The following is a 25,906-nucleotide window of genomic DNA, read 5'->3' on the forward strand; positions in this document are numbered from 1 at the left end:
ATCCTTTTTACCCGCTCTTTTCTTATTGATTTGTAGTGTCGTGAAATCTTTGGCTGAAATGCCATGATTGACTGATCGTCATAAGATATAAAGGACATTGCCCTTATACAAGATTCACTTTGTGGTTGTAAGTATAGCAAACGGATATCCTGTTAGTCAATGACAATTTTCAGGATATCCGTCTTCTTTTTCTGCATTATAAAAGGATCGCTCCCAGTATTTTCCCCTCATATACCGCCAGATTCTCCAGAATATGTTCCAATTCTCCGTATGTGATCTTACCTGCCGGCAGGCAAAGCAGAATGGCATCTGCTTCTGTAAGCTGCTGCATGGCCTGCTTTTCTTCATACACTGCCGGTTCCAGCACCTGATATACAGTCAGCTTTGTTCCCCCCATCACTTTATGACACATCATTTCCAATGCTTCCGGCGGAACAACTCCCGTTCCAAGCAGGCAGACCGCTCCGTCCTCTTTTCCCGTCAGGTTACGGAAATGAAACTGCAGATGCATCTGATTTTCTTCCTTTGGCACATTCCACGCAAATGGAATATGAAAAGACTCTTTCACATTCCTTGCTGTCCAGATATAACCGGTCCAGGCAAAACAGAATGCCAGGCAGATCAGTCCTGCCAGTCCCCCTGTCAGAAGCCCCTTCAATGCCTGCTTACCCACGGTTTTATATTGGATTCCATCCGATACCGGTTCTACTGTAAGCGGCTCTCCGATCTGCGGTCTTTGGTCTGCATCCAGCTTACAATATTGCTTCACATATTTCTTTTCCGTCTTTCCGAGTACCTCATAATCAGTTTCTTTTTGCGTGGCATACGTACTTTCCAGATTCACATTGGATGCCTGCGTATCCCTAAGTGCCGTATCTCTTGCAACGTATTGATAGGTCTGCAGCATATAACAGCGGAACTGTCCCCTTGCCTGCACCACAGCCGGATAAATCTGCTGCATCAGATACTGGTCTGTAGCTTGCAGCAAAACATCCAGAACCTCCTGATCCGGTGCTGTCACATAGATCACCAGCACCTGGCCCGTGCTTGTATCAAAGGTAAGCAGATCTGAAACCCTGCATCCTTCCGTATCCATAGACAACTGTCCGGCAAGCTGTTCTTCCAGATAAGCGACCGCGTCTTCACTTCTGAAAAGATTCACAGTCTGTGTCACTGCTTCTCCATACCAGAAGCCTTCCGCTCCCTGGTCAAAACCATATCGCAGCACACCAATATACTTTTGTTCCGGGTCAATTTTCATGTAAAGTGCTTTCTGGTTATACGCACTCTGCTGTTCGTACAGATCCAGATCTGTCAGATACTTTTGTACCTGCGTTTTCTGTTCTTCCGATAATGTCAGTTCCGTTTCCGCCTGCTGTTTTTTCAGGCTGTCCTTTTGCTCCTTCCAGTTTTTTCCGGCAAAGACTATGCAGAAAACCGCTGCAAAGAGAATGACAATCCACAACCGTTTTTTCAAATATCCCCAAAAGCCTCTGCCATCCATATATTTTCTGTCATAACGATACATTCTCATATGCCTTCTCCTCTTTCTTCCCATTTAACAGATCACTTCGTACTCTTTTTACCGCTGTTCCCTCCACCGGAATGATATCCTGCACAAGCAAAAGCAAAAGCGGATTATAAGTCAGATACATCGACTGCGGATTTACCATGCCAAACACCAGACTGGTAAGTACACACACAAGCAAAAGTCTTTCATTTTGCATGGCCAGCCGATACAAAAGCCGGCTTACCAGAATGCAATAAAGCAGAATAAAAAGGGTACCATACAACAGCATCTGCATCAGATACGCATTGTCCACATAATTATATACTGCATCCGGTTTATAATACAGGGTAGATGCACCTATAAATCTGATCTTCTGTCCAAACCATGTAAAGCCATATTGTTTAATCGCATCATGTCCAAGCTGGAGTCGGCTGTTCAGTGCATAGTTAAGCTTCCCCCAAAACGGAACCCCTTCTCTGTATGCCATCGTCACACCAATGCTTACACACAGGCAAACCCATGGTACCGGTGTCAATGCGCAGGCAAACCACTGCGGAAATTTTCTGCCGGCACAAACTCTTTCACAAAGCAGGCAACAGACAACCAGCAGACTGCTTAATATAAGGTCTGATCTTCCATCCGTCAGGTAGTATAAAATGCCGTTACCTACCAGTATGATAACAGCCTCAGTCTCCCGCAGCCTTTTTTTCATGGCAATCCATGCAATTGCTGTAAAAAGTCCAAAATGACTGGCAAGCATGCAATGCGTAAATCCAAGACCATGTCTGTGACGCATGCCTTCCTCCCAGATTACATCCTCTAATATACCGGCCTTCATACCGAATACTGTAGCCAGAAAAACGGTCAGCTGTATATAAAACACAATTTTGCAGAGTTTTTGAAAGGATATGTTCCTGCCACTGTAAATGAGTGCAAACATTGCCGCAAACTGCAGCTTATCCGTCCGGTATGCGATCCATACAAATAGCAGCGCAAAGCCTAAAAACAAAAGCTCCCGTGGCGTTCTGTCTGCATCCAGCACCGTTTTCACAAGACAGCAGACCAGTACACCATACATGACAGGATCTGAAAACAGCTTCATCGGCAGCATATCTTTAAAATACGTGTACTTGACCAGTGCTACCAGAAGCCATGCAATCAGAGCTGTTATATATAAAGTTTCGCCCCACTGCTTTTCCTTCATATTGTTTCTCCGTTTTTTTGTCTCATTGCCTGTACAAACTGCAGATAGCCGCTGTGTTTCGGTTGTCGGTCTTCTACAGGCGGCAGTCTGTCGTAATCGCCGTACAGCTGCTGCAGATAAGGCTGTATCTGATTCGGTACAGGAAGCATATGCCCGCAAAACGAAACCCTCTGATAAGGCAGTAAAATATCTTTATCCATTACTTCCCGTTGGTAGCCGGCAAGTCCAAACAGACTGCAGACCTTATCCGCATCCTCCGTCTTTTTGGCAGTTATAATCTTCTTGCTGACACGGGCATACCAGTTAAACAGCCTGTCCGGCGTTATTTTCACGATTATTTTGGATATTTCATGTGCTGCTTTCCCTTTGTTTTTGGTAGGCAGCCTATATACAGACAGATAATGTACGATTACAAAAATACGCTGCAGCAGTCTGCCTGCTTTTCCATCCGGAACGCCATCGATCGGATGGATATCCAGCTTCGGTGCAGTGTTTTGCGGATACGTTCCCTCTGGCAGATATAACAGATGTCCGATCGGTGCATCCGGTATGATCTGCTTTTCAACAGGCGAATACCGGTACACTTCCAGCCTGTTACCCTGTTTTGCAAGAAGCTGTTCGAGCCGTTCAAAATCCGGCCGCAGCATGGCAAGATCGATATCATCATCCCACGGGATAAACCCCTGATGTCTGTATGCACCAAGCGCAGAACCGCCCGCCAGAAAATAGGAAAGCCCATTTCCCTTACAAAAAGTATCAAAAACAAGGAGCATCTTTAATAGATACTCCTGATATTCCTTCAGTTCCTGTGGGATTGTTTCCCTTTGCTCATCCTGCATACTCTGTCCTCTGTCTGTTACATATCGTCATCCAGCATTGTTGCCAGCATTTTTTCTTCCTGTTTTTCTTTCTTTGTCTTCTTTTTGTTTGGTTCCAGCTCATCCATAAAGATCTGATATTGCTCGAGTACTTCCTCAGTCGGACCATCCATACGGATCAGACCATCATGCAGCCAGATCACTCTGCTGCAGAGCTTTCGTACTGTTTCTATACTGTGTGATACGATCATGACTGTACGATCATTGTCCGAGATCAGCTCCCGCATCTTTGCAAAGCTCTTCTTTTTAAAAGCAATATCTCCCACACTCAAAACCTCATCGATCAGCATGATCTCTGTTTCCAGAATTGCCGTGATGGAAAAAGCAAGTTTGGAATACATACCGCTGGAATAGGTGCTGACAGGAGAATTGATAAATTTCCCCAGTCCGGAAAATTTTACAATATCCTTATATTTTTCCTTGATCTGTGCTTCCGAAAAGCCAAGAAGCAGACCGGACAGATAGATATTCTCTTTACCGGTCAATTCCTTCTGAAATCCAACACCAATCGACAACAGTGAAATCGTATGATCTCCAATATCAATCGTTCCCTCATCCGGAGAAAAAATGCCGGCTATAGATCGCAGCATTGTAGATTTTCCACTGCCGTTTCTGCCGATCAGACCAACAATCTCTCCCTTCTTCAGATTAAAACTGACACCTTTTACCGCCTCAAATTCCTCCATCCGGGACTTTCGAAGCGAAAACAGACTTTTCTTAATGCTTTCTGCCTGTACCGTTTTATATCTAATATGCACATCTTTGACTTGTATTGTATATTCGTTTTCCATTAGCTCACCTTTACATATGAATTTTCATGTTTCACGATCAGTTGTACTCCCAGTATCGATAACAGGATACTGATAACAAACCAGATACCTACCACCCCATACATTGGATGGGACTGATATAAAATACAGTTTCTGGCTCCCTGAATGATATTCGCAACCGGATTGATATCAAGCAGCAAAAGGTTGTAAGGCTTTGGCACCCGCTTTTGCACATTGTAAAAAATACCGGACATATAAAACACCAGTCTCAGTGCTACATTGACAAGATTGGCAAGATCCATTAAATAAACGCCAAAATGCAGCACAATGCAGCTGCAGCCGAAAGTAAATACGCCAAGTGCCAAAAACAGCGGAATGATCTCCAGAATACGCCATGTGATCGGTACTTTGTAAAGCGGTACCATAATGATCACAAGCGTAAATGCCACGCACATCTTAAAGAAATTTACCATCATGGTGATCAGTACCAGAATATATTTCGGCAGATAAACTTTCGATATCATTCCCTTATGTTTTTTGACAGCCTTCACACTTGTCAATACAGTTTTGTTAAAGAAATTCCAGAGATTTAAACCGATAAATACAAAAAGCGGAAAATATTTCTCTGATTTTCCAAATACAATCTCTGCCACAAAGGTATAAACCAGCATAAACAGAAATGGATCCAGAATCCACCAGAGCCAGTTCAGTCTGGAGCCGGCCACTTCGCTCTTTAAAGTAGCTTTTGTTGCATACAGCATATAACCTTTGTACTTTTTAATGTTATTTATAAATTTTTTCATAATTTATGTCTTTCCCGTTTCCTTCTATTCGTAAGATTCCATCGTTCGTTTCATGCCGTCCCGCAGACATACCTTAGGCTTCCAGCCCTCTGCCATTGCCTTATCCGACTTTAAAAATCCCAGCTTATAGCTCAGATAGCCGGCAGATTTCTCCCCCTCCGGAATATGCATCACAAGCTTTATTCCACGGTCTGCAAAAATATCACAAAGGGTCTCCGCAAGCTGCTTTACCGTAACCGTCTCTTCCGAATTGGATACATTATATACCATATCCTGAAATTGCAGAAGTGTGTAAAACAGTCCCGCCACCACATCACCGATGTAAGTCAGCGCCAGCGTACCGCTTCCGTCACTGTTCATGACGATATCCTCTCTGTTTTTTACATTCCCGAGGAAATCTCCTACCACACGTCCATCGGAAAGAAGCATCCCCGGTCCGTAAGTATGTGCAATACGGGCAATCTTGCAATCGATCCCATACTGACTCTTATAACAGGCACAGAGATTTTCGGCCATCCGCTTTCCTTCCGGATAACAGGAACGGATGCTTGTCGGATCGACACTGCCATAATCTTCTTCCGTCACAAAATCAAGGCTTCCCCTGCCATATATTTCTCTTGTGCTGAGCAGCAGAAATTTCTTTGTTCCATGTGTTCTGCCATATTCCAGAAGCTGATAAGCACCGAGCACATTTCCCATTGCCGTTCCGACCGGATCTGCCACAAACTGATTGGGGCCTGTCTGACTCGCCGCATGAATGATCATATCTATATCTTCTGACAGATCCACAGGCTTTGTCACATCCTGGATCACCAGATGAAAATCATCCCGCTCCAGCACTTCCTTCCATTTGTCTCTTGTTTTTTGCTCATTTCTTGCAATGCCGTAAATCTGTATGCTATAGTCTCTTGTATCATTAAGCACCAGCATTGTGCGTACCAGATAAGTTGCGATCAGACCGTTGACACCGGATATCAACACCTTTTTCCCTTTCAACATCTCCCACGCGACCGGCTCTTGCAAAATCCTGTCAATATCTTCCCGTACTACATGATGTAACTGCATAACTGCCTCCTGTTTAAATACCAAAGATTTCCTGATTTTCCCGCAGATCCACAAGTGCCTTAAACAGGAAGAAATCCTCCGGTGTTGTGATCTTGATATTCGTTGTTTCACATGGCACCATATGAAGCTTAACTCCCAGCTCAGTCATCAGGGAACACGTATCAATGGTAATCGTATAAGGCATTGTTTCCCCCTTTTCGTGCGCATGTAAAACATCTTTAAAATAAAAGCTCTGTGGTGCTTTTGCCACAAACATTGTATTTCTTATGATTGTTTTTTCAATCTGTTTTCCATCATCGCTTACAATCGCAGTTTCCGTAAACGGAACACAGGTAATGCCGTTTCCGTATTCTCTGACCGCCGCAATATTGTCCGTGATCAGTTTTTCCGTCACAAGCGGGCGTACTGCATCATGCAGGAGCACAATATCATCTTCCTTACAGATTGTCTGTAAATACCGGAGAGCGATCATTTTAGATTCCTGCGTATCCTTTCCGCCGGTCAGGATCTTCTTTACCTTTTTGATCCCAAACTTGTCCAACAGTCCCTGCAGGTAATTTTCCCAGCCTGCAATACACGGGATCACGACCGCATCGATTTCCGGATGCCGCTCAAATACCTCCAGTGTATAAATAATGATCGGCTTCCCGTACAGTTCCAGGAACTGTTTTGGCTTTGCGCTGTTTTTCATACGCTGCCCGGATCCACCGGCAAATACCAATGCTACATTCATTTTACGTCCTCCATTATCATTCTCATGAAACATTTATCTATCATTTTGCGGTTTTCTGCTATATCTCACGATACGTTTCAGTATCCTCCAAATCAATACAATGCACTTTCTTCTTGCCGCACACACTTTTGCCACATGCTTCTTTTCCAGACTTGCATTGCTGCCCTGAAAGGTAAAATCCTGTTCCTTTATCATCTGCAGAATGATCTGTGCCGTTTTTTCAGCTGCCTGACCTGTCTCATGCAGACCTACCTTTTTCTTAAATGCCTCGATTTTCTGCTCGTAGCTTTCCTGATCAAATACTGTAATTGCATGAACAAGTTCATCCGTTGTCGTTGTAAGCGGAAAAGGAAGAGCATCAATTTCAAAATAGTAATCCCTTTCCTTCCGGTATTCTTCCACATCTGTTGCATATAAAATACAGGGTCTCTTGGTCAGCATATATTCAAACATAATATTAGAATAGTCTGTCACTAACAGATCCACTGCTGCTAAGAGCTGCTGCATATCCGGTACAACAGAGGCATTTATGATCCGTTCATGATACGTAATAAATCCTGCTTTTTTCTGGATGTGCGGATGCAGACGAATCAAAATGACCCAGTCCTCTCCCAGCTGCTCCAGAATTTTATTATAGTCTATCTGATAGGTGTCAAGACCATTTCCTTCCCGGAAAGTCGGTGCATACAAAAAGAGCTTCTTTTCATAAGGAATGTGCAGCATATCACAGATCTGCTCTTTAAAAGATGCCATATCCTTCAGAAAAAGGTCATTTCTCGGTGCACCTTCCTTTAAAATATAGCCGGTATATTCAAACCCTCTGCGGAACATGTCTGTGCAGAAATTACTGTTGGACAATATCAGGTCTGTCTGTTTCATATTTGTGTCAAGGCGTGTGGCATACTCCCGGTCAAACCTATTTTTAGGGTTGTCCATAGCAAGCTTCTTAAGCGGAATCGCTCCATGCCATGCCTGTACCAGAAATTGATCCTTGCGCTTTACAAAGCCGGGAAATTTCATCTGATTTTCCACCAGAACGCGTGCTGTTGCAATCTCACGGATTGCTTCCCTGGAATGAAAGAAAACAGTCCGCATTCCCTCCGGCAGAACTTCTGTATCCGGATTTCTGCTCAGCCAGACCAGATCCAGATTTTCGGTTTTCTGCTCTAACAGGGCAAGTGCAATATATTTCGGATTGCAGCCAAATCCCGCCCCGTGGAAATTAGAAAACACAATTTTGTTTTGCTGTACGGGTTCTTTGTGATACTCCTGATACAGCGCCTCTATCTCCTCGGGATCAATTCCCTTCTGCCCCCAGAAAAGATCAATATAATTGGTGCAGATTGTATCAGCCCCCCTTGCCAGATACATTTCTGCCCTTTTACGGCTGTCAATCGCATAAACCAGAAGCGACAGACCTGCTGCCTTCACACATGCAATATTTTCAGCTGACGCGTATTCTCCCTTAAGCGCCACCGCACAAATTCCCTTCTCTTTGCAATAAGACAGAATATCCCCCAGCTGTCCTGCCTCATAACGCTTACGTACCACATTAAACTGATAGTATGGGAAATGATACACTGCATCAATCGCTTCATACATTTTTTCTGAATTGATCTGAATCAGCAGTCTGCCCAGTGCTTCCTCATCATGTGCAAATGTCTCCACAAGACGTGTTGCATAACGGGTTGCTTTTTCAGCATTCAGTCTTTTCATATCTATTTCCAGATACAGATCCGGATATTCTTTCATCTTTTCATACAAAAAGAATGCATCCGCCGTATGCATGCCATGAATCTGCAAAGCCAGAAACTTTTCCCTTGTCATTTCCGTTTTATACCATGGCTCATAGGGCAGCCCACAGTTCAGGCACTCCTCTTCTTTAAATCCATGGGAACAGACAAGCTGATCATCCGTCGTCAGAAACAGATCTGTTTCCAGACAACGGAATCCACAGGCGATAGCATGTGCAAAAGCTTCTTTCGTATTTGTATATTTATATCCCTGATAGCCGCCAAATGCATGCGCCATATACCGGTGGCGGAACATGGGCGGTCTCTTATCCTGCTCCATATACATTCTTCATTCTGCGATCATCACCGCGAACTACTGCTCCTTCCGGTCTTTCAGACTTTCCTTGATCTGCGTTGTTGAAATTTCCGGTGTTCTCGGTAAATAAACCACCTCACAATAGTCTTTCAGGAAATCAAATTTTCCCTTCCAGTCATCACCGATCACAAATGTATCCACCTTAAATTCCTGTACATCGGAAACCTTCTGCTCCCAGCTTTCTTCCGGAATCACAAGATCCACATAACGAATGGCTTCCAAAAGCTGTTTTCTTTTTTCATAACTGAAATAACATTTTTTCTGCTTCTCATTCCAGTTAAATTCATCGGTGGAAAGTGCCACGATGAGATAATCGCCAAGTTCCTTTGCTCTGCGGAGCAGATTCACATGTCCGTAATGCAATAAATCAAAGGTTCCATACGTAATTACTTTTTTCATTTTCTGTTTCCTTTCTGCTATTTCCCAAGTATTTTCTTGACAAAATCTCTCATATTTTCCAGCCCCTCATGATACGGCGCCTGTTTCGTGTAAACAACGTTTTTATTTCCTGTCCTCTGGTATTTTCTGCGGATCTTTTCCCTTTGTCTGCGATAAAAATGTGCTTCCTTTTCCCATTTTTTATGCACATCTGCCTTTGCAAGATCATAATCCGGCTGCTTAATCATGTCAACCATAATCGAAGCAACCGCTTCAGCCGCATGACCGGATTCATTCAGTCCGACTTCTTTTGAGAATTCCTGCACCTTTTCCCGATACAGTTTCTCATCGAAATCATGTATATGTCCGATCAGTTCATCCGTTGTCTGTGCAATAGAGAATGGGAGCTTCTCCAGATCAAAGTAATAATCTCTTTCCTTCCGATATTCCTCAATATCTGTTGCATACAAAAAGCATGGTCTGCCGGATGCCATAAATTCAAACATGATATTGGAATAATCCGTTATCAAAATATCCGTAGCAGCCATCAGTACCTGCATATCCGGTACCGTAGATGCATTTACAATTCTTTCATTATAGGAAAGATTTTTGGCAAGCTTCTGAATATGCGGATGCAGGCGGATCAACAGAACCCAGTCCTCTCCCATTGCCTGTGCCACTTTCTCATAATCCATCTGATACGCCTTCAGCGATTTGTCAGCACGAAAGGTCGGTGCATAAAGCATCAGTTTCTTTGCCGGATCCACACCGAGCATTTTGCAGACATCCTCTTTAAAAAGCACCGGATCCTTTGTCAGAATGTCGTTCCGTGGGCAGCCCTTTTCCAGAATATACCCTTCATAAGCAAACCCCCGCCGGAACATATGTGTGCAAAAACTGCTGTTGGAAAGCAGCAGATCCACCGCATCAAAATTATTGTGCATTCTTTCACAATAGGATTTACTGATAATATTTGGTGGATTATCCATTCCCAGTTTTTTCAGTGGGATCGCACCATGCCATGTTTCTATAAAAAACTGATCCGGCCGTTTTAAGAAACCGGTAAACTTCATTTGATTATCAACCAGTATTCTTGCCGTCGCCATCTCTCTGACTGCCTGCTCACTGTTGTACGGAACGGTACGAATGCCCTCCGGGAATGTATCCTTTCCATCATTAAACCAGACCAGATCCAGTCCGAGATTTTCCTCTTTGTTTCGCTTTAAAAGCTCCAATGCAATATATTTCGGATTACAGCCAAATCCTTTTCCATGGAAGTTGGAAAAAACAATCTTTTTCTGCTCCATCGGTAATTTATGGAACTTCCGATAGAGTGCATTCAGATCTTCCTTTGGCGTCGCCTTCTGTCCGAGATACAGATCAATATAGTTGGTGCAGATCGTATCCACACCCATTGTAAGATATGACTGTGCCATTATCTTACTGTCCAAGGAATACAACATCAGCGAAAGACCCCGTTCCTTTACTTTCTTTACAATATCTTCCGTTATACAGTCTTTCTGAATGGACACAGATGTCATATCCTGCTCTATCGCATATGCCAGTTTTTCCTCAAACTCTGCCCGATCCTGAAAGCTGCCCATATGAAACTGCATATATGGGAACGCATACACAGTTCTGACCGCTTCACAGATTTCTCTGTTATTTACCTGTACAAGCAATCTGGCAAGAAGCGGCTCATCTCTGTCAAACGCCTGCAAAAGTGCCTCTGCCATCTGCCTTGCACATGTTCCGGGAACTGTCTTGAAATCCAACAGTACATAGGACTGCGGATAAGTGCGCATCAGTTCTGCCAGTCCTTTTGCATCCACCGATCCCTGCCCGAAAAGATTCCACTTCATAAAGGTATCATACGACATCTGCAAAAATGCCGGATCATATTCGATCCCCAACCGCTTACAGGCTGCCTCATCCCAGCCTGTAGAACACACAAGCCTGCCATCTGTTGTCAGTTTCATATCTGCCTTTAAAAAATGATAGCCTGCCTCTATTGCATGTATATAAGCCTGTCTTGTATTACTGTACCGATGTCCTCTGTATGCTCCGAATCCATTCGCAATATAGGAACAGGCAAACATCGGTGTTTCCTTTTCATTCCCTGTTGTCATTTTTTTACTCCTGTACACTGCCCGAAACGCTGCAGTCATTTCCGATCTGAACTTCACGCCCTGTTACAGCTGAGAACTTATTATCCGTGATATCGCCGGTCACCTGACTCTTATCATATAACCGGACACCAATCTGTTTGATCTGGCTTAATGTATTTTCCCGGATCGTTCCGGATTTTGAAGCGGCATTTAAAATAATACCGTTCTTTCCTGTGTGCATTACACTGTTGCCTCTGATCTCACCTGTTACAGCGGAATGATCATATACCATGATTCCATGTGCACCTACCTGGGAAATCTTGTTATTTTTTACAGAACCTGCCTTTGCATAGTTACCTATCAGGATACCATTTCCTCCTGCTTTTGATACTGTATTTCCCGCGATTTCACGTGTGACCTGTCCATTGCTGTACACTTCAATTCCTGTATCCTTGACGTTTTCCACTTTATTGTCTGTAATGGCAGTTGCACCGGAATTTTCCCGTACCAGAATTCCATATCTTGGCATACCGGAAATCTGATTCTGCCGGATTGTAACTGTCTGCGAATAGCCTCTTACGGATATTCCGTCATTTTCCACCGCATTCGCACCGGTAAAGCCTTTTCCTCTTACAATATTCCCTGTCACCTGACAATCTTTTGCACCGGAAAGCACGATTCCATGCCCGGCAGTTGTGATCGTATTATTTTTCACCTGTACACCGGCCGCATAGTAATTGCCCTTCTTGATGCTCTTTTTGTCGCCGCCCTTACAGCTTTTTGCCAGCTTACAGCCATACACATAAATGCCCTGTGCTCTGTCACAGCTTGCGGAATACACGATCTGCATCTGGTTGTCATGAATGGACGTTTTCAGCGTTTTATAATTCTGCTTCTTTGGCTTTGCATCTTCTGCAGTCGAGTAAACAGAGTCCGTCTTCGTCTTAAATCCCTGCAGGATAATACCTGCCCCGCTGTTTTTCACATCATTATAAGCGATCTCACAATTATAATAATTCGCAGTGACAATTGCTTCCTCTTTCACATCCGTAAATGTATTATACATGATCTTGATATTTTCATGGAAGGCGCCAAGAAGCATACTATGGCTCCCCAGCCCTCTCGGCACATTAGAAAATGTATTGTTGCTGATATTCACATTTTTCATCATGGTACCGTCCTGATACACATCTGCAAAAATATCTTCCGCAACAGGTACATCAAGCTGCAATGCTTCCTGACGGGAACTCTTACTCTTGCCTGCCTTAAAATCTTTAAACGTACAACCGGTTACTGTAAACCCGTCTATCGCACAGACCTCTACCTGATGGATACCGCCTCCGCCTGAAAAGGTTGCATTTTTTATTGTGATATTCTTACCGTGTGCCAGCTTTACCAGATTACTTTTATTACTTTTGGCACCTACATAAGTACCACCTGAAATCGTAATGTTTCTGCATCCTTTATACCCTTTGGTCTTTGCCGGCGATTTTGAACCTATCGTATCGGACAGAAGCATATTGGTATTTCTGGAGTTTCCTCTGAATTTGATCGTTGCACCGGTCGCTTCCAGTGTCACATTACTGCATAAATAGATGGAACCGCTGATATAATAGGTGCCCTTCGGAATAACAATCTTATATGGTTTTGATGCTGTCGCCTTTTTACGCGCCTTTTCCATGGCCTCATTTACCTTTTTGGTAATATCCGACTTTTTACCGGCCTTGATTTTGATCGTCGTTGCCTTAGATGCCGTCTGGGCAGCCTCTACCTCCATCTGTGTAAGCTGCGCCGGACCGAGAAGGCACTGCAGCCCAACAAGTAAACACACCATTAATATCTGAATTTTCTTTTTCATAAAACGCCTCCTTTTACATCACGCCAGATCTTTGCCTCTATTCCATCCCCAGTTCCGGGTTTTCAAATACGATCTTCTGCATTTCCCTGTAATCATTTTTTATCTTATCTATATCTGCCTGCATTTCTGCCGGAATCTGTCCCAGAACGAACCAGTCGATCACACGGTCAGATGCCTGACTGTCAATATGGTCAAACGAAAAGTCCACATATTCTTCAACCTTCTCAAATTCAAAATCCCGCTCCCGGATGGCGTTCAACAGTTCCTCAAATGTATAAACCACCTTGCCCGGCGCAGACTCCTCATACGGTCTGTGAAATCCTCTGGAATAAGCATACTGCAGCTTATCAAATGCAAAAAACAGCATCGGCTTTTTCATCAGGGAATACTCAAAAATATTGGAAGAATAATCCGTAATCAGAAGGTCCGTGATATAAAACAGATCATTGATATTCGGGAACTTATTCACATCTGCAAACCGGTCCTTATGCTGCTCCCTGATCGGAACCGCAGAAGCTACCCACGGATGCATCTTAAACAGTACCACATATTCTTCTCCACAAAGCTCATACAACTTATCAAAATCGATCAATTCATACGGATAATACGCCAGCAGCTTATTTCTGCCTCGATAGGTCGGTGCAAATAAAATAACCTTTTTCCCTTTACAAAGCGGATATTTCTCATACAGCTTCTGTTCTACTCCTGCACGTCTTTCCGGATCCAGATACTCATCCATGCGCGGCATACCTGTCGGCAACACCTGTTCCTCATTGATTCCCCAGACTTCTGAGAAAAAATGGGCAATGCTCTTGGAACCTGAAATACCGTAAGAATACTGTCTGTGGGCACTCTGCGGTGCCGGGCAGCCCGGATGTCCCCAACGGCTGTAACCGGATGATTTAAAGCCTGCCCCCGCATGCCAGAGCTGTACCACCTTTGTATCATCGGAAAGCTTCAACCAGTCAAGCACCGGCGCATGATCATCCACAAAGACAGTCCCGCTCGATGCCAGTTTTTTCATCAGAACAAGCCAGCTTTTAAATCCGTGATTTCCTCTGGCACCAAATCTGGCCGAAGTCAGGATCGTATACGCTTTCTCCATGTCCCGTTGCTGCATCCGTTCCATGACTGCCTTTAAATTGGATGCAATCTTATCATTCTGTTCCGTCAGGAACAAAACGGTATGTGCCCGGTTTTTTTTATATTTTTTATAATAAAATTGATAGCTTCTACGCAGAAAATTTTTACTGGAAAGCCATGTTGCCCTGATATTATTTACCGGATGAATCCGGTCATGCAGATGTGCAAGTGCCGGGAAATCCGTATTTGTCTTTGCAGCCGCAAGGATCGTCATTTCAAATGGCAGATTATCTTCGCCCTCTTTGGTGGCAAAAGAAACCGCATATACCTTCTGCCCTCCGCTGTACGGAAAATTTCTGGAGTGATCTGCCAGTTTTTCAAAAATGCGGTAAGAGTATTCTGCAGCTGCAACTGTATTTTCCCCATCACTCACAAACAATCCGTAAATACCGGATGGGATACAGGCACAATTCCCCGGATTTGTGATATTCGTTGTCAGATGATACTGTCCGTCTTCATATGCAAGAACACGCAGTTCTGCTGCAGCCGTGCCCAGCATCTTGTCTACCAGATAAAAATGGACTTTTTCTGTAACAGGAACCGCCTTTCCCTCTTTTTCAAGCGTCAGATACAGATGCAGATGGATTCTCTCCCAATCGATCTTCTGAATCTCCGCTTTCCATTTATGATCTGTTGCAAGGTACTTCATATTACGTTCTCTTCCTCCGGTTTCTTACTTACTTTTTCCTGTCTGTGTCAGGATCAGCTCTGCCACACGCTTCGCAGCATTTCCATCCTCCACAGAGCCTTTTTCTTTCAAAAAGGCATCTATCTTCTGTCTATAGCTTTCTTCATCAAATGCCCCGATCTGTTCCAAAAGTTTCTCATCGGACTTTGCCAGCGGAAACGGGGTATCCGTCAGCGGATAATAAAATCCTCTTATCTGTTCATAAGCATCGTAATCCTCTGCCAGAATAAATCCAGGTCTTTTCGTCAACATAAAATCAAAGATCGCACTCGAGTAATCCGTTACCATTGCGTCCGCTGCTGCCAGAAGTTCCTGCACATCCGGATACATGGTGGCATCTATGACCGACTGCTCTTTCAGTGCCTCAATCTGCTTCGGTGACACCCTCCTTGGATGCAGCCGTACCAGGCAGACCCATTCACCGCCGAACCGCCTGCCAAGTGCATCTGCGATTCTTCCATAGGGAAGCGGCTGTAATACTCCATGATCCTGATCACGGAAAGTCGGCATATAGAAAAACAGTTTTTTCTCCGGTGCAATGCCGTATGTCTCCTGCACCTTTCTCTTATACCGCAGCTGATCCGGCTCAAAAAAAAGATCATTACGCGGATGTCCGTATTCCAGAATCTTTCCCGCTCCCCAAAAGGCGCGTTTGTAAACATCTGTCTCAAAACGGCTGTTGGAGATCCAGAAATCCGTATAGGCTGCATTTTTCTTTGCAAGTGCCAGCCATGCTTTATCAGCATTCAGATAGCCACAGTCTCCCTCTATCTTCTTAATGCCAAAGGAACCATGCCACATCTGAATATAAATCTGCTCCGGCTTTTTCAAAAGTCCCTGATTCAACAGATGCACCATCTGAAAGTTTTTCACCCAGAGCTTCGCAGTTGCATATTCATAAAAAGCCTGTTCCGAATCATACATGACAATCCGCACACGCTCTGGCAATATGGGGCGGAGCAGCTCCGGCGTTTTGGTGATCCAGACAAGATCCAGTCCCTCTGTCCGTTCCCGTGGCATTTCCAAAAGACTTTTTAATACATACTTTGGATTACAGCCATATCCGTTTCCCATATAGTTATCAAAAACGACCTTATTCGGACAGACCGGCTCATGATCGAACTTTTTATGATATTTTCCGGTGAAACGAATGCGGATCTGCAGTTTCGTTTTCCGAAGACGATATACCTTATATTCATCCTCGATCGTATATGCAATTATTTTTTTTGCCAAAGAACGAATTGTCATATAATCCACCAATGTCACACAGCTAGCGCTATTTTACTCTAATATCATTATATTATACAATGATACCCGCAAACTTGCAACTTGCCGCTGTACAGGCCATATTCAGTCCTTACGCAGCACCTTATCGTAAAAAAGATGCCGCAGTCCGTCCGGCAGCAAGCTGACTCCAACATGCCCACAGACCGTAAATAAATAGTCGCCAAGCCCACAGTATCCGTTCTTCAGCATATAATTACGGAAACGCAAAATACGCCCCGCATAAACCAGTCCGCCACGTCGTCTGTACATACCTTTTGTGCGCATATAAAGTAACACCTGTTCTGTATTATAGCCCACAGCACCGCATTTCAGCATTCTGAGCCACAGATAATAATCCTCAAAGCCTTCAAACGGCTGATAGCCGCCAGCCCGCAGCACCATACTTTTCTTATACATCACGCAGGGGTGGTTAAATGGATTTCTGCGTCTGGCAAAACGCAGTATCTCCGCCTGTGTCCGTGGCAGTATTCTGATTTTTCCAATAACGGCAGGATCTGTCTCAAACTCCGCTACTGATCCGCTGACCAGATCCGCCTTCTGTTCCGATAACAGCGCAAGTTCTTTTTCCATCCGATCGGGGCAGCTGATATCATCACTGTCCATTCTGGCAATGGTTTCACACCGGCAATACTTCATTCCTTCATTTAATGCATTACCGAGTCCGCCCTGCTTTGTAAGCTGCACACGCGTAAAAAGAGCCGGATGCAGCACCTCAAACATATCCAGCACCTCATATAATGCCTGCGTCAGTTCTCCGTCACACACAATCACGATCTGCTCCGGCAGAATAGTCTGCGCCAGCAGGCTGTCTATACTTTCTTTCAGATACGCCGGCTGTTCCTTCTGATACACCGACATCAAAACCGAATATTCCAAATCTTCGTTCCTTTCCTTTTGCGGAATTTCCCATGATATGAAAAAGTGCCAAAAAAACATTTTGACACTTTTCTGTATTGCTATTCTTTTGTTTTATAACCCACGCTGCCTGCGGTAGTCGCTGATACCGTTCCATTTGGTATCCTTATCCGAAAGGATCAGGTCTTCCTTTGTCATTCCCTCCGGCATCGGCCATTCCACACCGATCTCCGGATCTGACCAGAGCAGTCCTCCTTCATCATTCGGATGATAGAAATCTGTACATTTATAAGCAAATTCTGCATAGTCGGAAAGCACAATGAAACCATGTGCAAAATTTTTCGGAATAAAAAACTGCTTTTTATTTTCTGCAGAAAGTGTTACACCATACCACTGTCCGAAGGTCGGGGAATCCTTTCTCAGATCGACCGCAACATCAAACACTTCTCCGTTTACTACGCGGACAAGCTTATCCTGCGGAAAATTAATCTGGAAATGCAGTCCACGGAGCACTCCTTTTTTAGAAGCTGACTGATTATCCTGTACAAAGACCTGATCAATGCCGGCTTCCTTGAAATCATTGTAGTTATACGTCTCCATAAAATACCCTCTGGCATCGCCGAATACAGTCGGTGTAATGACCTTCAGGCCTTCAATATGACAGGTTTCCACTGTTATTTTTCCCATTTTTCCATCCTCTTTTTCTCTCATACTCGGATATACGGAACCACACACACCGGTTCTATATCCACATATAGATTAAGTATATGAAAATCAGACCTGTTCGTCAAGTTTCTTATCTGCTTTTGATATCATTGATCATCCGCAGAATAGAACTTCCGTAATTCTGGGCTGTTGCCCAGCCCTTTCCGTATGGGTTATCCGGAATTCCAAGCCATTCCACATAAGGCGCCGTTCCACGACTCACATAGGAGAAACGCGGATCCACACAGCTTCTGTTCAGCGCATCATAATTCGCATATGCCTTCAGATGCTGAACCTGTGCACGGATTCCCTGACGGACAGTTGAAAAACTCTGACCCTTTGCGCCTCCGCCCACTGCTCCGATCCCGGCAAAACTATACTGTGTAATGCTGACATCCCCGCCAAAACGCAGAAAATTTGTCTCTTTCATTGCCTGCGCAAATGCTACCTCTGCTCTGATATTTTCCGCTTCGCATTCGTCAAGGTAAATCTGGCAGAACTTTTTGATCGTTGTTGCATCCGATCCTCCGTAAAACGAGGGATAAGACGTCCTTGACTGATAATAACCGACCATCTGTGCAACGGTCACCGTGCTACTCCCCGTAATCGTATATTTACCGTTTTCATACGGATCATCATCCGTATTATCACTTTCATCTCCGATTGTCATTTTTCCCTTCAAAAGCACCTTGGAAATACCGTTCTTCCCGGTCACAATCACCTGATAGCGGTAGTCTCCCTTCACATTGCCATGATTTTTTGTCTGGATCAGGGCACGGTATTTTCCGTTTCCTCTGCTTGCTGCTTTATAAGTATATTTTGCTTTGGTCTTTTCTACCGGCCATGCCTTTACTTCCACCTTCTCCACAACAGTATTGGCACTGATGCTGGATATTGTCAGATAACCGCTTGTTTCATTTTTCTCCCTGCTGACGGCCTGTCCTCCGGTAATATCGGAAACTTTTACTTTCTGTACCTTGCCGACTTTTGTATATTTCCCATTTTCGCCTTTTATGTACGCCTGGACTTTATAGGTTCCGCTCATACCGAAATCTGCAATTTTAACCGTTGCTTTAAATACACCCCTGGCATCCTTCTTTGCCTCATAGTTTTTCTTTTTTGAGCCTTCCTCCGTATTATATACGCGGAATCGCACCCCTTTAATTGAGGCAGCGATACCAAGATCCTCTGCTGTCAGCATAAGTTTGGTTTCCTTGGATTTCAGCTTTGCCGTAATGACCGGTGTTTTCTTCTCAAATGTATAATTGACTGCCTTAAAGTCTTTCGTAATACAGTTACCGTCTGTCACCTGGACCGTAAAACGGTACTTGCCAAGTGCATAGCCATAGTCTTTCATTGCAACAGACAGATCATAATAATTGCCGTTTTTCTTCGCTGTATATGTCTTTGTTTTTCTCTTACCCTCTAAATTTCTGACCTTAACCTTAACTGTCTTTACTTTTGATGCAGATGCTATATTTTTCAGGCGAAGCTGGAATGTACCTTTGTTTAAATTGACCTTTCTGACCGTTACTGCTCCCGCTGACGGTCCGTCTACCGTAAAGCTGCCTGTTGCCACCTTGGTCGTTGTACCAAAATAACTCTTGGAATATGCTGCCACCTCATAGGTTCCGGCTTTTTTGAAGTCCGTAATCTTCACGGAAGAAAGCCAGCTTCCGTCATCCTGTAATTCTGCATTATATGTTTTCTTTGTTGTTTTACCGTCTGCTTTTACGCTGACCTTATAAGATACTTTTGCAGCACCCTTCGCACCCGTTAATGACAATGTCGCAATTGTCTGCTTTTTATTCAGCTTGGTTGTCAGCTTCATAGCAGAAGGATCTGCCTTCTGCTCCTCGATCTTTGTTGTCGTGGAACGGAGCTGATGCTTCTTGCCCATTGCATCATAAGCATAGGCAATGATCTTATAAGTACCCGTTTCTTTGTTATGATTTGCCACATTGGCTGTTGCCGTATAAGTACCGTTTCCCTCATCCTTTGCCGTATACAGATAAGATTCCGAACTGTCGGATGTCGGATACACCTTAAACTTCACATTTGCGATCCTGCTTATCGGCGTTGCTCCCTTTAATGTGATCTTGAAGCTGCCGTTGACATCATCTACATCGGATACAAACAGATCATCCGCATCATATTCCACTTCTTCCGTAGACAGATTCCATGCATTTGCAATACCAAGCGCATCTGCCACACCAAGCTTTTTCAGATTGTCTTCACTGCTCAGAAAAGCCGCATCAGATGGGTTATTCACATAGGCATGCTCTACGATCACTGCCGGAATGCCATATAATTTGCTTCTTCTGATCACACCGTAATAATCTGCCAGAGAACCGTCCGGATAGGTTGTATTATCTTCTGAATTTCTTATTAAAATACCGTTATTTTTCAGTCCCAGCTTTGCAAGCTGCTCGATGATCTTAGACGCTACCACAGAGCCCTTGGAGCCTGCATCATTGTTGTAATTGCTGTTTGGATAATATACTGCAGCACCATTAACAGTTGTTGCTCCACCGGCTGTTGAATTAAAATGGATACTGACGTACATATCCGCGCCCACGCTGTGTGCATAATCGACTCTTGCTGCATTATCATTGATTGACGATGTGCCCGGATGTGGACATGCACCGCTTGTTCTTGTCATATAAACAACAACATTCGTATAGTTTGCTTCCAGATATTCTTTACAATAGTTTGCGACTTTGATCGTCATGGATTCTTCTGCCAGACCGTTTGCCCTTGCCCCCGCATGTTTATCGTCATGTCCTGCATCCAGCACCACAACGACGCTTCCCGCAGAGATCTGATCACTGTCCAGATCGCCTGCTACCTGTGTCTGCACTGCCAGTCCTTTTGCCTGGGCGATCGCCTGGGCGAGCTGCTGTCCGGTCGTCTGTGCATCCACGCCTTCAGAGATCCGCACGATTGGAAGTTCTGCTGCTTCTTCTGCTGAAATACTCTGTGTATCTGCCTGCACATCTGCAAAATCCTCAAGTGCCACCATATTTTCTACTGCTACTTCCCGGTCGATACCGAAACAGATATCTTCCATTCCCGGAATCTGCGTGATATCCATATTTCCCGCATAGGAAACCGTACCTTCCGCAGTTTCTTCTTCATATGTATAAGAGAGTGCCGTGATCTGATAAACACCTGCGCTGCATGTGCTGCTGTCTAATGTAAACACAAGATCCTTTCCCGGCTCTGCCAGAGAAACCTCTTTTGTTTCCCCCGTTTCTTTATTCTGTAAGGTCAGCACAGCCTTTGTAAACTGCTCCTGCCCGCTGCCTGCAGACACATAGATTTTTTCTGCCGCAGGACTTTCTATGTACATATTTTCCACATATAAATAGTTAAGCAGCAAATCTGCTTCTCTCACTTTGGCCGGCTGATTTCCGGAAAGCGTCTGCTGCTCCGTCTGTGCAGAAGTATCGGCGCCGGATACTGTTTCCGACACATCTGTCACAGTCACTCCATCTGTTCCTTCTGCCAGTACCGGAACCGCTGTCAGCGATGTTTCTGCGAACAGACACAGTGCCAGCAGCATTGCCAGTATATGCTTCATTTTCTCTTTCATGTTTTCCACTCCTTGTTTTTTGTCTTTTTGACATCTGTTTTTATCTTACACGCCTTGTTTTCAGATTGCAACGCACAACATATGGAAAAGCGCGAAATTATGAATATCTTAAGAAAATAAAGCCGCAGCATTACATTGCTACGACTTTATATGTATATTTATATTTATATTTCTTTCCTTTTTTTCTGGTCCGGTCTATAAAGCGGCATTTGCCGGATGCGGAAACCGTTCCGATACATTTGAAAGCACCTTTATTCTGCTTTCTGTATACCAGATAGGTTTTGGCACTCTTGACGCGTTTCCAGCTCAGCACTGCTGTTTTTTTATTCCGCAGCATCCGGATCTTAGATCCCTTCGCCTGCTTACTGCCGCACTTGACATAATCGGACATATCACTTGCATATGCACCGTTCCTGCCGGCTGCCACAACCTTATAATAGTAGGTCTGTCCGATCTTTGCCGTCTGATCCCGATAAGATGTGCTGTTTGTTTTCCCTATCAGTTCATAGCCGCGATTTTTCTTTGTGCTTCTGTAAATCTGGTAACGGATGGTTCCGTTCACTCTTGACCATGACAGCTGATAGCCGATCATATTGCCCTTTTTGGTCTGCGGAAGCTTTTTCCCTGTCGTGCACTGCAGATTCTTTGGTGTATGCAGTGTCACACAAAGTACAAAACTCGCGGTGCTGTCCGGATTATTCAGATCTGTCACCCGGATTGTTGTCTTACCCAGCTTCTTTGTGCGGATCACGCCGCCTGCATCCACATCCGCGACATCTGTATGACTGCTTCTCCATTCCATTTCGTCGCTGCAATGTTCCGGCAAAATACACACACTGTCTCCGAGACCCACATCATATTGTTTTCTTCCGAAAGACAACGGCTTTGTGACATATACTGTACAGAAGCCTTGCCTGCCATCCGCCGCCTGCGCAACGATCACAGCCGTCCCCTCTGTCACAGCCGTAATCTGTCCTTTGCTGTTTACCGTTGCAATATCTTTATCCAAAGAGCTGTATTTCACGGAAACCGTGCTATCCAGCACCTGCATATTTACTTTTTCGCCAGCCAGCAGATACTCCTGCGGGCCGCAGTTTGTTGTCAGAACCGGATCTCTGACCAGCACTGCAATTCCTTTTTGCACATTCTGCGGTACATTTGCCGTCAGCTTTTTTGCATCCAGATCCGGCAGATCTCCGAATATTTTCTGGTAGAAACAACATGCTGCCACAAAATAACCGAGCTTTGACGGATGCTTTCCATCCTTACTCAAAAACTGCTGATCTGAATAAAATACACTTGCCCTTTGAAACTGCATACCGACCGGAACCACATCAATCCCGCACTCACTTCCGATATGCAGATAAGCAGCCCCCACTCTTTTCTGCAATTCTTCCGCACGGATCGCCGCACGATTCTCGCTTCCGGTAAATTCATATGCATGTGTCATATAAAGCAGAAGCTTTGCCCGTGGACGCAGCTTACCGATCAGCTTCTGCAGAGAAGCAACCGCCGGTCCCATTTCCGCATCGGCCGAAAAGGCAGGCACAACGCTCTGCTCCTGCAGCACAACATAGTCCCATTCTTCCTCCATCAGCTTTGTCACAAGCTGCTGGTAATAAGATTTATATTTCGCCGACATACCTGCATAATAACGCAGTCTGGCCGAGCCGTTCGTCACGCAGTCCGCCATGACCTTTTTTCCTGTCAGTCTTGCCAGCTCCTGTAACTGGTTCGGTACGGAATACTTGATATCTGTTTTATGATATCTGGTAAAACTGTTTCCCACAAACAGTATCTTTACCGTATCCGAACCCGGATCATTCTCCGAAATACTGCTGCTTTCCGTATCAAGTTCTGTATTTTCACTGACTGCCGTCCGGTTATCACTGACCGCCGCGTATCCGGTTCCCGCGTCATTGTCATTATATTTTAAAGAAGAAGCGGAAACACTTACGATTGTCTCCGCTTCTGTTTCCTCCGCTCCCGCCTCAGTTGGCAAAAGCATCGAAATAAACAGGCATGTCACAAGCCAGACTGCCAGATATCTTTTTATTTTTTTCATGCAAACTCCATTCATTTTACAGTTTATATCATGTGTGTATTACTTAAATGCCCACAACTTATTCATCATAAAATTGATCGGAACACTGAACAGCAGATTGATCACCGGTGCTATAAACTTTGAAATGCCAAGCTGTGTAATCCACACCCATGACAATACATTGCTGAGAATGATCCCCGTAAAACCATACGAAAGATACGTTTTCAAAAGTGCCTTCCACACAGATCTGCGTTCTCCCTCTCTGACTGTAAATACAAATCGGTTATTCCAGTAAAAAGACCACAGCACACTGAGTACAAAGCCCACTATATTTCCCGCAAAAAAATCCCAGGAAACAGAAAAGGGTGCCAGTATGAGCAATACCATAACATTCAGGATATAACTAAGCAGCGTGTTGGAAAGACCGATAACGCCAAACTTCACAAACTGCATGAATCCTGTCCAGTTTTTCTCCAGCACAGACAGATGTAACAGCTTTACAATGATCACATACAGCAGATGCTCCAACCGGTCCCAGACTTTTTTTGCAAATTCCTGCATATACACTCCTTTATCGATACCGCCAGATGCAGTAAATTGCTCTTACGCCGTCCTTAAAGCCGATCTTCTTGCCCTCTTTTGTGGTACGTGGATGGTAGGAAATCGGAACCTCATGGATCCGGATTCTCTTTTTGGAGATCTTTGCTGTGATCTCCGGCTCAAAACCAAAACGTTTTTCTTCAATATCAATACTCTGGATCACATCTCTGCGAAATGCCTTATAACAGGTTTCCATGTCTGTCAGATGCTGTCTTGTAAACAGGTTGGAAAGACAGGTCAGAAATTTATTTGCGAGACGGTTTGCCAGATAGCCCTTTGCCTGCTGGTTTAAAAAACGGGAACCGTAAATAACCTTTGCCTTTCCCGCAAAGATTGGTTCTACAACACGCGGATAATCCGCAGGATCATATTCCAGATCCGCATCCTGGATAATGACAACATCACCTGTTGCCTCCAAAAAGCCTGTACGGAGTGCTGCACCCTTTCCACCGTTCTGTTCATGATAAACGATCTTGCTGACAAGCGGACGGATCTCTGTTTCCAGAATCTCTCTTGTTCCGTCCGTGGAGCAGTCGTCCACAACGATAATCTCTTTATTCGGGATCGGAGAAGCCTGTACAAGCTTCACGATATTTAAAATGTTATCCTTTTCATTATAGCAGGGAATCACAACGGATAATACTTTGTCCTCTGTTATGCTCATGTCGTCCTCACTTTATCCTGTTTCTTTTAAACTGTTCTCAGTTTTTTACGCTGTACCGCTTCACTCTCTGACATATATTTTACGCCTGTACCGAGAGAGTCATATACATTCTGGATACGCTTGTTGAGCATGTCCATTGCATGTACTTCCAGACTTGCCTTCTGGTCGCTTCCCCACATATCATGAGAAAGGGTAACATGTCTTTCGATACAGCAGGCACCGAGGACAACCGCTGCGATGGTCGGCTCCAGATTTTCCTCATGTCCGCTGTAGCCTACCAGACAGTCAAAACGATCCTTCAACGTCTGGATCATACGCATATTCAGATCCTTGACAGGAGCCGGATAAGCACTGTTTGTATGCATCAGGATATAGTCCCCATGTCCGTTTTTCTCCAGAACTTCTACCGCATGATCGATCTCATCCATCGTTGTCATACCAGTGGATAATATGATCGGTTTTCCTGATTTTGCCGCCTCGGCAATCATCTCATCCCTTCCGTTGGATGCACTGGCGATCTTGATATACGGAACGTCATACTGCAGTAAAAATTCCAGTGACGGCATATCCCATGGAGAAGCACTCCATGTCATTCCTTTATCCTTACAGTAAGCATCTATAATATCATATTCCGGTTTTTCAAACTCTACTCTGTACTTGTATTCCAGATATGTCATATCTCCCCAAGGAGTTGATTTCGGAACATTTTTCTGCGCTTCAGGCACTGCCAGCTCCGGTGTACGTTTCTGAAACTTCACATTGTTCCAGCCGGTCGCATTTGCCGCATCCATCAGCTTCTTTGCGATATTGATATCGCCGTTATGATTGATGCCGATCTCTGCGATCATATAAGGGCGGCTTGTTTCGCTGATCACATAATCGCCGATATGAATTTCTTTATTTGCCATT

General features: G+C 44.4%; 20 protein-coding genes. All 20 read right to left on the bottom strand.

What is annotated here, in order from left to right:
- Nucleotides 1–196 precede the first annotated feature (196 nt).
- On the bottom strand, nucleotides 197–1,534 hold the full coding sequence (locus tag KQI22_RS03755; RefSeq protein ID WP_216550741.1) for a hypothetical protein: 1,338 nt from the start codon (nucleotides 1,532–1,534) through the stop codon (nucleotides 197–199).
- Nucleotides 1,515–2,714 (bottom strand): hypothetical protein, encoded by a 1,200-nt coding sequence (locus KQI22_RS03760; protein WP_216550742.1) that lies wholly within the window; start codon nucleotides 2,712–2,714, stop codon nucleotides 1,515–1,517. Before KQI22_RS03760 ends, KQI22_RS03755 begins: the two co-directional genes overlap by 20 nt.
- Nucleotides 2,711–3,553, bottom strand: coding sequence for a LicD family protein (locus tag KQI22_RS03765; RefSeq protein WP_253293495.1), 843 nt, complete (start codon nucleotides 3,551–3,553; stop codon nucleotides 2,711–2,713). Before KQI22_RS03765 ends, KQI22_RS03760 begins: the two co-directional genes overlap by 4 nt.
- A gap of 17 nt (nucleotides 3,554–3,570) precedes the next feature.
- Complete coding sequence (locus tag KQI22_RS03770) at nucleotides 3,571–4,383, bottom strand: ABC transporter ATP-binding protein (RefSeq protein ID WP_216550743.1); 813 nt, start codon at nucleotides 4,381–4,383, stop codon at nucleotides 3,571–3,573.
- Entirely contained in the window at nucleotides 4,383–5,165 is a 783-nt protein-coding gene (locus KQI22_RS03775) for an ABC transporter permease (RefSeq protein WP_216550744.1), read from the bottom strand. Before KQI22_RS03775 ends, KQI22_RS03770 begins: the two co-directional genes overlap by 1 nt.
- 24 nt (nucleotides 5,166–5,189) lie before the next feature.
- Nucleotides 5,190–6,230, bottom strand: coding sequence for an NAD-dependent epimerase/dehydratase family protein (locus KQI22_RS03780; protein WP_216550745.1), 1,041 nt, complete (start codon nucleotides 6,228–6,230; stop codon nucleotides 5,190–5,192).
- A 13-nt stretch (nucleotides 6,231–6,243) separates the two neighbouring features.
- Nucleotides 6,244–6,963: an IspD/TarI family cytidylyltransferase gene (locus KQI22_RS03785; RefSeq protein WP_216550746.1), complete on the bottom strand. Its 720-nt coding sequence runs from the start codon at nucleotides 6,961–6,963 to the stop codon at nucleotides 6,244–6,246.
- A 33-nt stretch (nucleotides 6,964–6,996) separates the two neighbouring features.
- On the bottom strand, nucleotides 6,997–9,036 hold the full coding sequence (locus KQI22_RS03790) for a CDP-glycerol glycerophosphotransferase family protein (RefSeq protein WP_216550747.1): 2,040 nt from the start codon (nucleotides 9,034–9,036) through the stop codon (nucleotides 6,997–6,999).
- 33 nt (nucleotides 9,037–9,069) lie between these two features.
- The gene (gene tagD / locus KQI22_RS03795; protein WP_216550748.1) at nucleotides 9,070–9,471 is read right to left on the bottom strand and encodes a glycerol-3-phosphate cytidylyltransferase; all 402 of its coding nucleotides are present in this window, start codon (nucleotides 9,469–9,471) and stop codon (nucleotides 9,070–9,072) included.
- Between the two features lie 17 nt (nucleotides 9,472–9,488).
- The gene (locus tag KQI22_RS03800; protein ID WP_216550749.1) at nucleotides 9,489–11,579 is read right to left on the bottom strand and encodes a CDP-glycerol glycerophosphotransferase family protein; all 2,091 of its coding nucleotides are present in this window, start codon (nucleotides 11,577–11,579) and stop codon (nucleotides 9,489–9,491) included.
- A gap of 4 nt (nucleotides 11,580–11,583) precedes the next feature.
- The gene (locus tag KQI22_RS03805) at nucleotides 11,584–13,416 is read right to left on the bottom strand and encodes a right-handed parallel beta-helix repeat-containing protein (protein WP_216550750.1); all 1,833 of its coding nucleotides are present in this window, start codon (nucleotides 13,414–13,416) and stop codon (nucleotides 11,584–11,586) included.
- Between the two features lie 37 nt (nucleotides 13,417–13,453).
- Nucleotides 13,454–15,208, bottom strand: coding sequence for a CDP-glycerol glycerophosphotransferase family protein (locus KQI22_RS03810; RefSeq protein ID WP_216550751.1), 1,755 nt, complete (start codon nucleotides 15,206–15,208; stop codon nucleotides 13,454–13,456).
- Between the two features lie 24 nt (nucleotides 15,209–15,232).
- The gene (locus tag KQI22_RS03815; RefSeq protein WP_216550752.1) at nucleotides 15,233–16,495 is read right to left on the bottom strand and encodes a CDP-glycerol glycerophosphotransferase family protein; all 1,263 of its coding nucleotides are present in this window, start codon (nucleotides 16,493–16,495) and stop codon (nucleotides 15,233–15,235) included.
- A gap of 102 nt (nucleotides 16,496–16,597) precedes the next feature.
- Complete coding sequence (locus tag KQI22_RS03820) at nucleotides 16,598–17,392, bottom strand: glycosyltransferase (protein ID WP_216550753.1); 795 nt, start codon at nucleotides 17,390–17,392, stop codon at nucleotides 16,598–16,600.
- 111 nt (nucleotides 17,393–17,503) lie between these two features.
- Complete coding sequence (rfbC, locus tag KQI22_RS03825; protein WP_216550754.1) at nucleotides 17,504–18,076, bottom strand: dTDP-4-dehydrorhamnose 3,5-epimerase; 573 nt, start codon at nucleotides 18,074–18,076, stop codon at nucleotides 17,504–17,506.
- Nucleotides 18,077–18,185: 109 nt separating this feature from the next.
- On the bottom strand, nucleotides 18,186–21,689 hold the full coding sequence (locus KQI22_RS03830; protein ID WP_216550755.1) for a GBS Bsp-like repeat-containing protein: 3,504 nt from the start codon (nucleotides 21,687–21,689) through the stop codon (nucleotides 18,186–18,188).
- Between the two features lie 130 nt (nucleotides 21,690–21,819).
- The gene (locus KQI22_RS03835; RefSeq protein WP_216550756.1) at nucleotides 21,820–23,754 is read right to left on the bottom strand and encodes a DUF4886 domain-containing protein; all 1,935 of its coding nucleotides are present in this window, start codon (nucleotides 23,752–23,754) and stop codon (nucleotides 21,820–21,822) included.
- 39 nt (nucleotides 23,755–23,793) lie between these two features.
- Entirely contained in the window at nucleotides 23,794–24,294 is a 501-nt protein-coding gene (locus tag KQI22_RS03840) for a GtrA family protein (RefSeq protein ID WP_216550757.1), read from the bottom strand.
- A 10-nt stretch (nucleotides 24,295–24,304) separates the two neighbouring features.
- Nucleotides 24,305–24,997, bottom strand: coding sequence for a glycosyltransferase family 2 protein (locus KQI22_RS03845; protein ID WP_216550758.1), 693 nt, complete (start codon nucleotides 24,995–24,997; stop codon nucleotides 24,305–24,307).
- A gap of 26 nt (nucleotides 24,998–25,023) precedes the next feature.
- Nucleotides 25,024–25,905 (bottom strand): N-acetylneuraminate synthase family protein, encoded by an 882-nt coding sequence (locus tag KQI22_RS03850; protein WP_216550759.1) that lies wholly within the window; start codon nucleotides 25,903–25,905, stop codon nucleotides 25,024–25,026.
- Nucleotide 25,906: the final 1 nt, after the last annotated feature.

The organism is Kineothrix sp. MSJ-39, from assembly GCF_018917935.1.
Classification (GTDB): domain Bacteria; phylum Bacillota; class Clostridia; order Lachnospirales; family Lachnospiraceae; genus CAG-194.

Coding starts and splice junctions, on each gene's coding strand:
- tagD (WP_216550748.1), bottom strand. CDS start 9,471: ATGAAAAAAGTAATTACGTATGGAACCTTTGATTTATTGCATTACGGA.
- KQI22_RS03840 (WP_216550757.1), bottom strand. CDS start 24,294: ATGCAGGAATTTGCAAAAAAAGTCTGGGACCGGTTGGAGCATCTGCTG.
- KQI22_RS03835 (WP_216550756.1), bottom strand. CDS start 23,754: ATGAAAAAAATAAAAAGATATCTGGCAGTCTGGCTTGTGACATGCCTG.
- KQI22_RS03810 (WP_216550751.1), bottom strand. CDS start 15,208: ATGAAGTACCTTGCAACAGATCATAAATGGAAAGCGGAGATTCAGAAG.
- KQI22_RS03775 (WP_216550744.1), bottom strand. CDS start 5,165: ATGAAAAAATTTATAAATAACATTAAAAAGTACAAAGGTTATATGCTG.
- KQI22_RS03755 (WP_216550741.1), bottom strand. CDS start 1,534: ATGAGAATGTATCGTTATGACAGAAAATATATGGATGGCAGAGGCTTT.
- KQI22_RS03790 (WP_216550747.1), bottom strand. CDS start 9,036: ATGGAGCAGGATAAGAGACCGCCCATGTTCCGCCACCGGTATATGGCG.
- KQI22_RS03785 (WP_216550746.1), bottom strand. CDS start 6,963: ATGAATGTAGCATTGGTATTTGCCGGTGGATCCGGGCAGCGTATGAAA.
- KQI22_RS03800 (WP_216550749.1), bottom strand. CDS start 11,579: ATGACAACAGGGAATGAAAAGGAAACACCGATGTTTGCCTGTTCCTAT.
- KQI22_RS03805 (WP_216550750.1), bottom strand. CDS start 13,416: ATGAAAAAGAAAATTCAGATATTAATGGTGTGTTTACTTGTTGGGCTG.
- KQI22_RS03760 (WP_216550742.1), bottom strand. CDS start 2,714: ATGAAGGAAAAGCAGTGGGGCGAAACTTTATATATAACAGCTCTGATT.
- KQI22_RS03820 (WP_216550753.1), bottom strand. CDS start 17,392: ATGTCGGTGTATCAGAAGGAACAGCCGGCGTATCTGAAAGAAAGTATA.
- KQI22_RS03830 (WP_216550755.1), bottom strand. CDS start 21,689: ATGAAAGAGAAAATGAAGCATATACTGGCAATGCTGCTGGCACTGTGT.
- KQI22_RS03815 (WP_216550752.1), bottom strand. CDS start 16,495: ATGACAATTCGTTCTTTGGCAAAAAAAATAATTGCATATACGATCGAG.
- KQI22_RS03850 (WP_216550759.1), bottom strand. CDS start 25,905: ATGGCAAATAAAGAAATTCATATCGGCGATTATGTGATCAGCGAAACA.
- KQI22_RS03765 (WP_253293495.1), bottom strand. CDS start 3,553: ATGCAGGATGAGCAAAGGGAAACAATCCCACAGGAACTGAAGGAATAT.
- KQI22_RS03780 (WP_216550745.1), bottom strand. CDS start 6,230: ATGCAGTTACATCATGTAGTACGGGAAGATATTGACAGGATTTTGCAA.
- rfbC (WP_216550754.1), bottom strand. CDS start 18,076: ATGGGAAAAATAACAGTGGAAACCTGTCATATTGAAGGCCTGAAGGTC.
- KQI22_RS03770 (WP_216550743.1), bottom strand. CDS start 4,383: ATGGAAAACGAATATACAATACAAGTCAAAGATGTGCATATTAGATAT.
- KQI22_RS03845 (WP_216550758.1), bottom strand. CDS start 24,997: ATGAGCATAACAGAGGACAAAGTATTATCCGTTGTGATTCCCTGCTAT.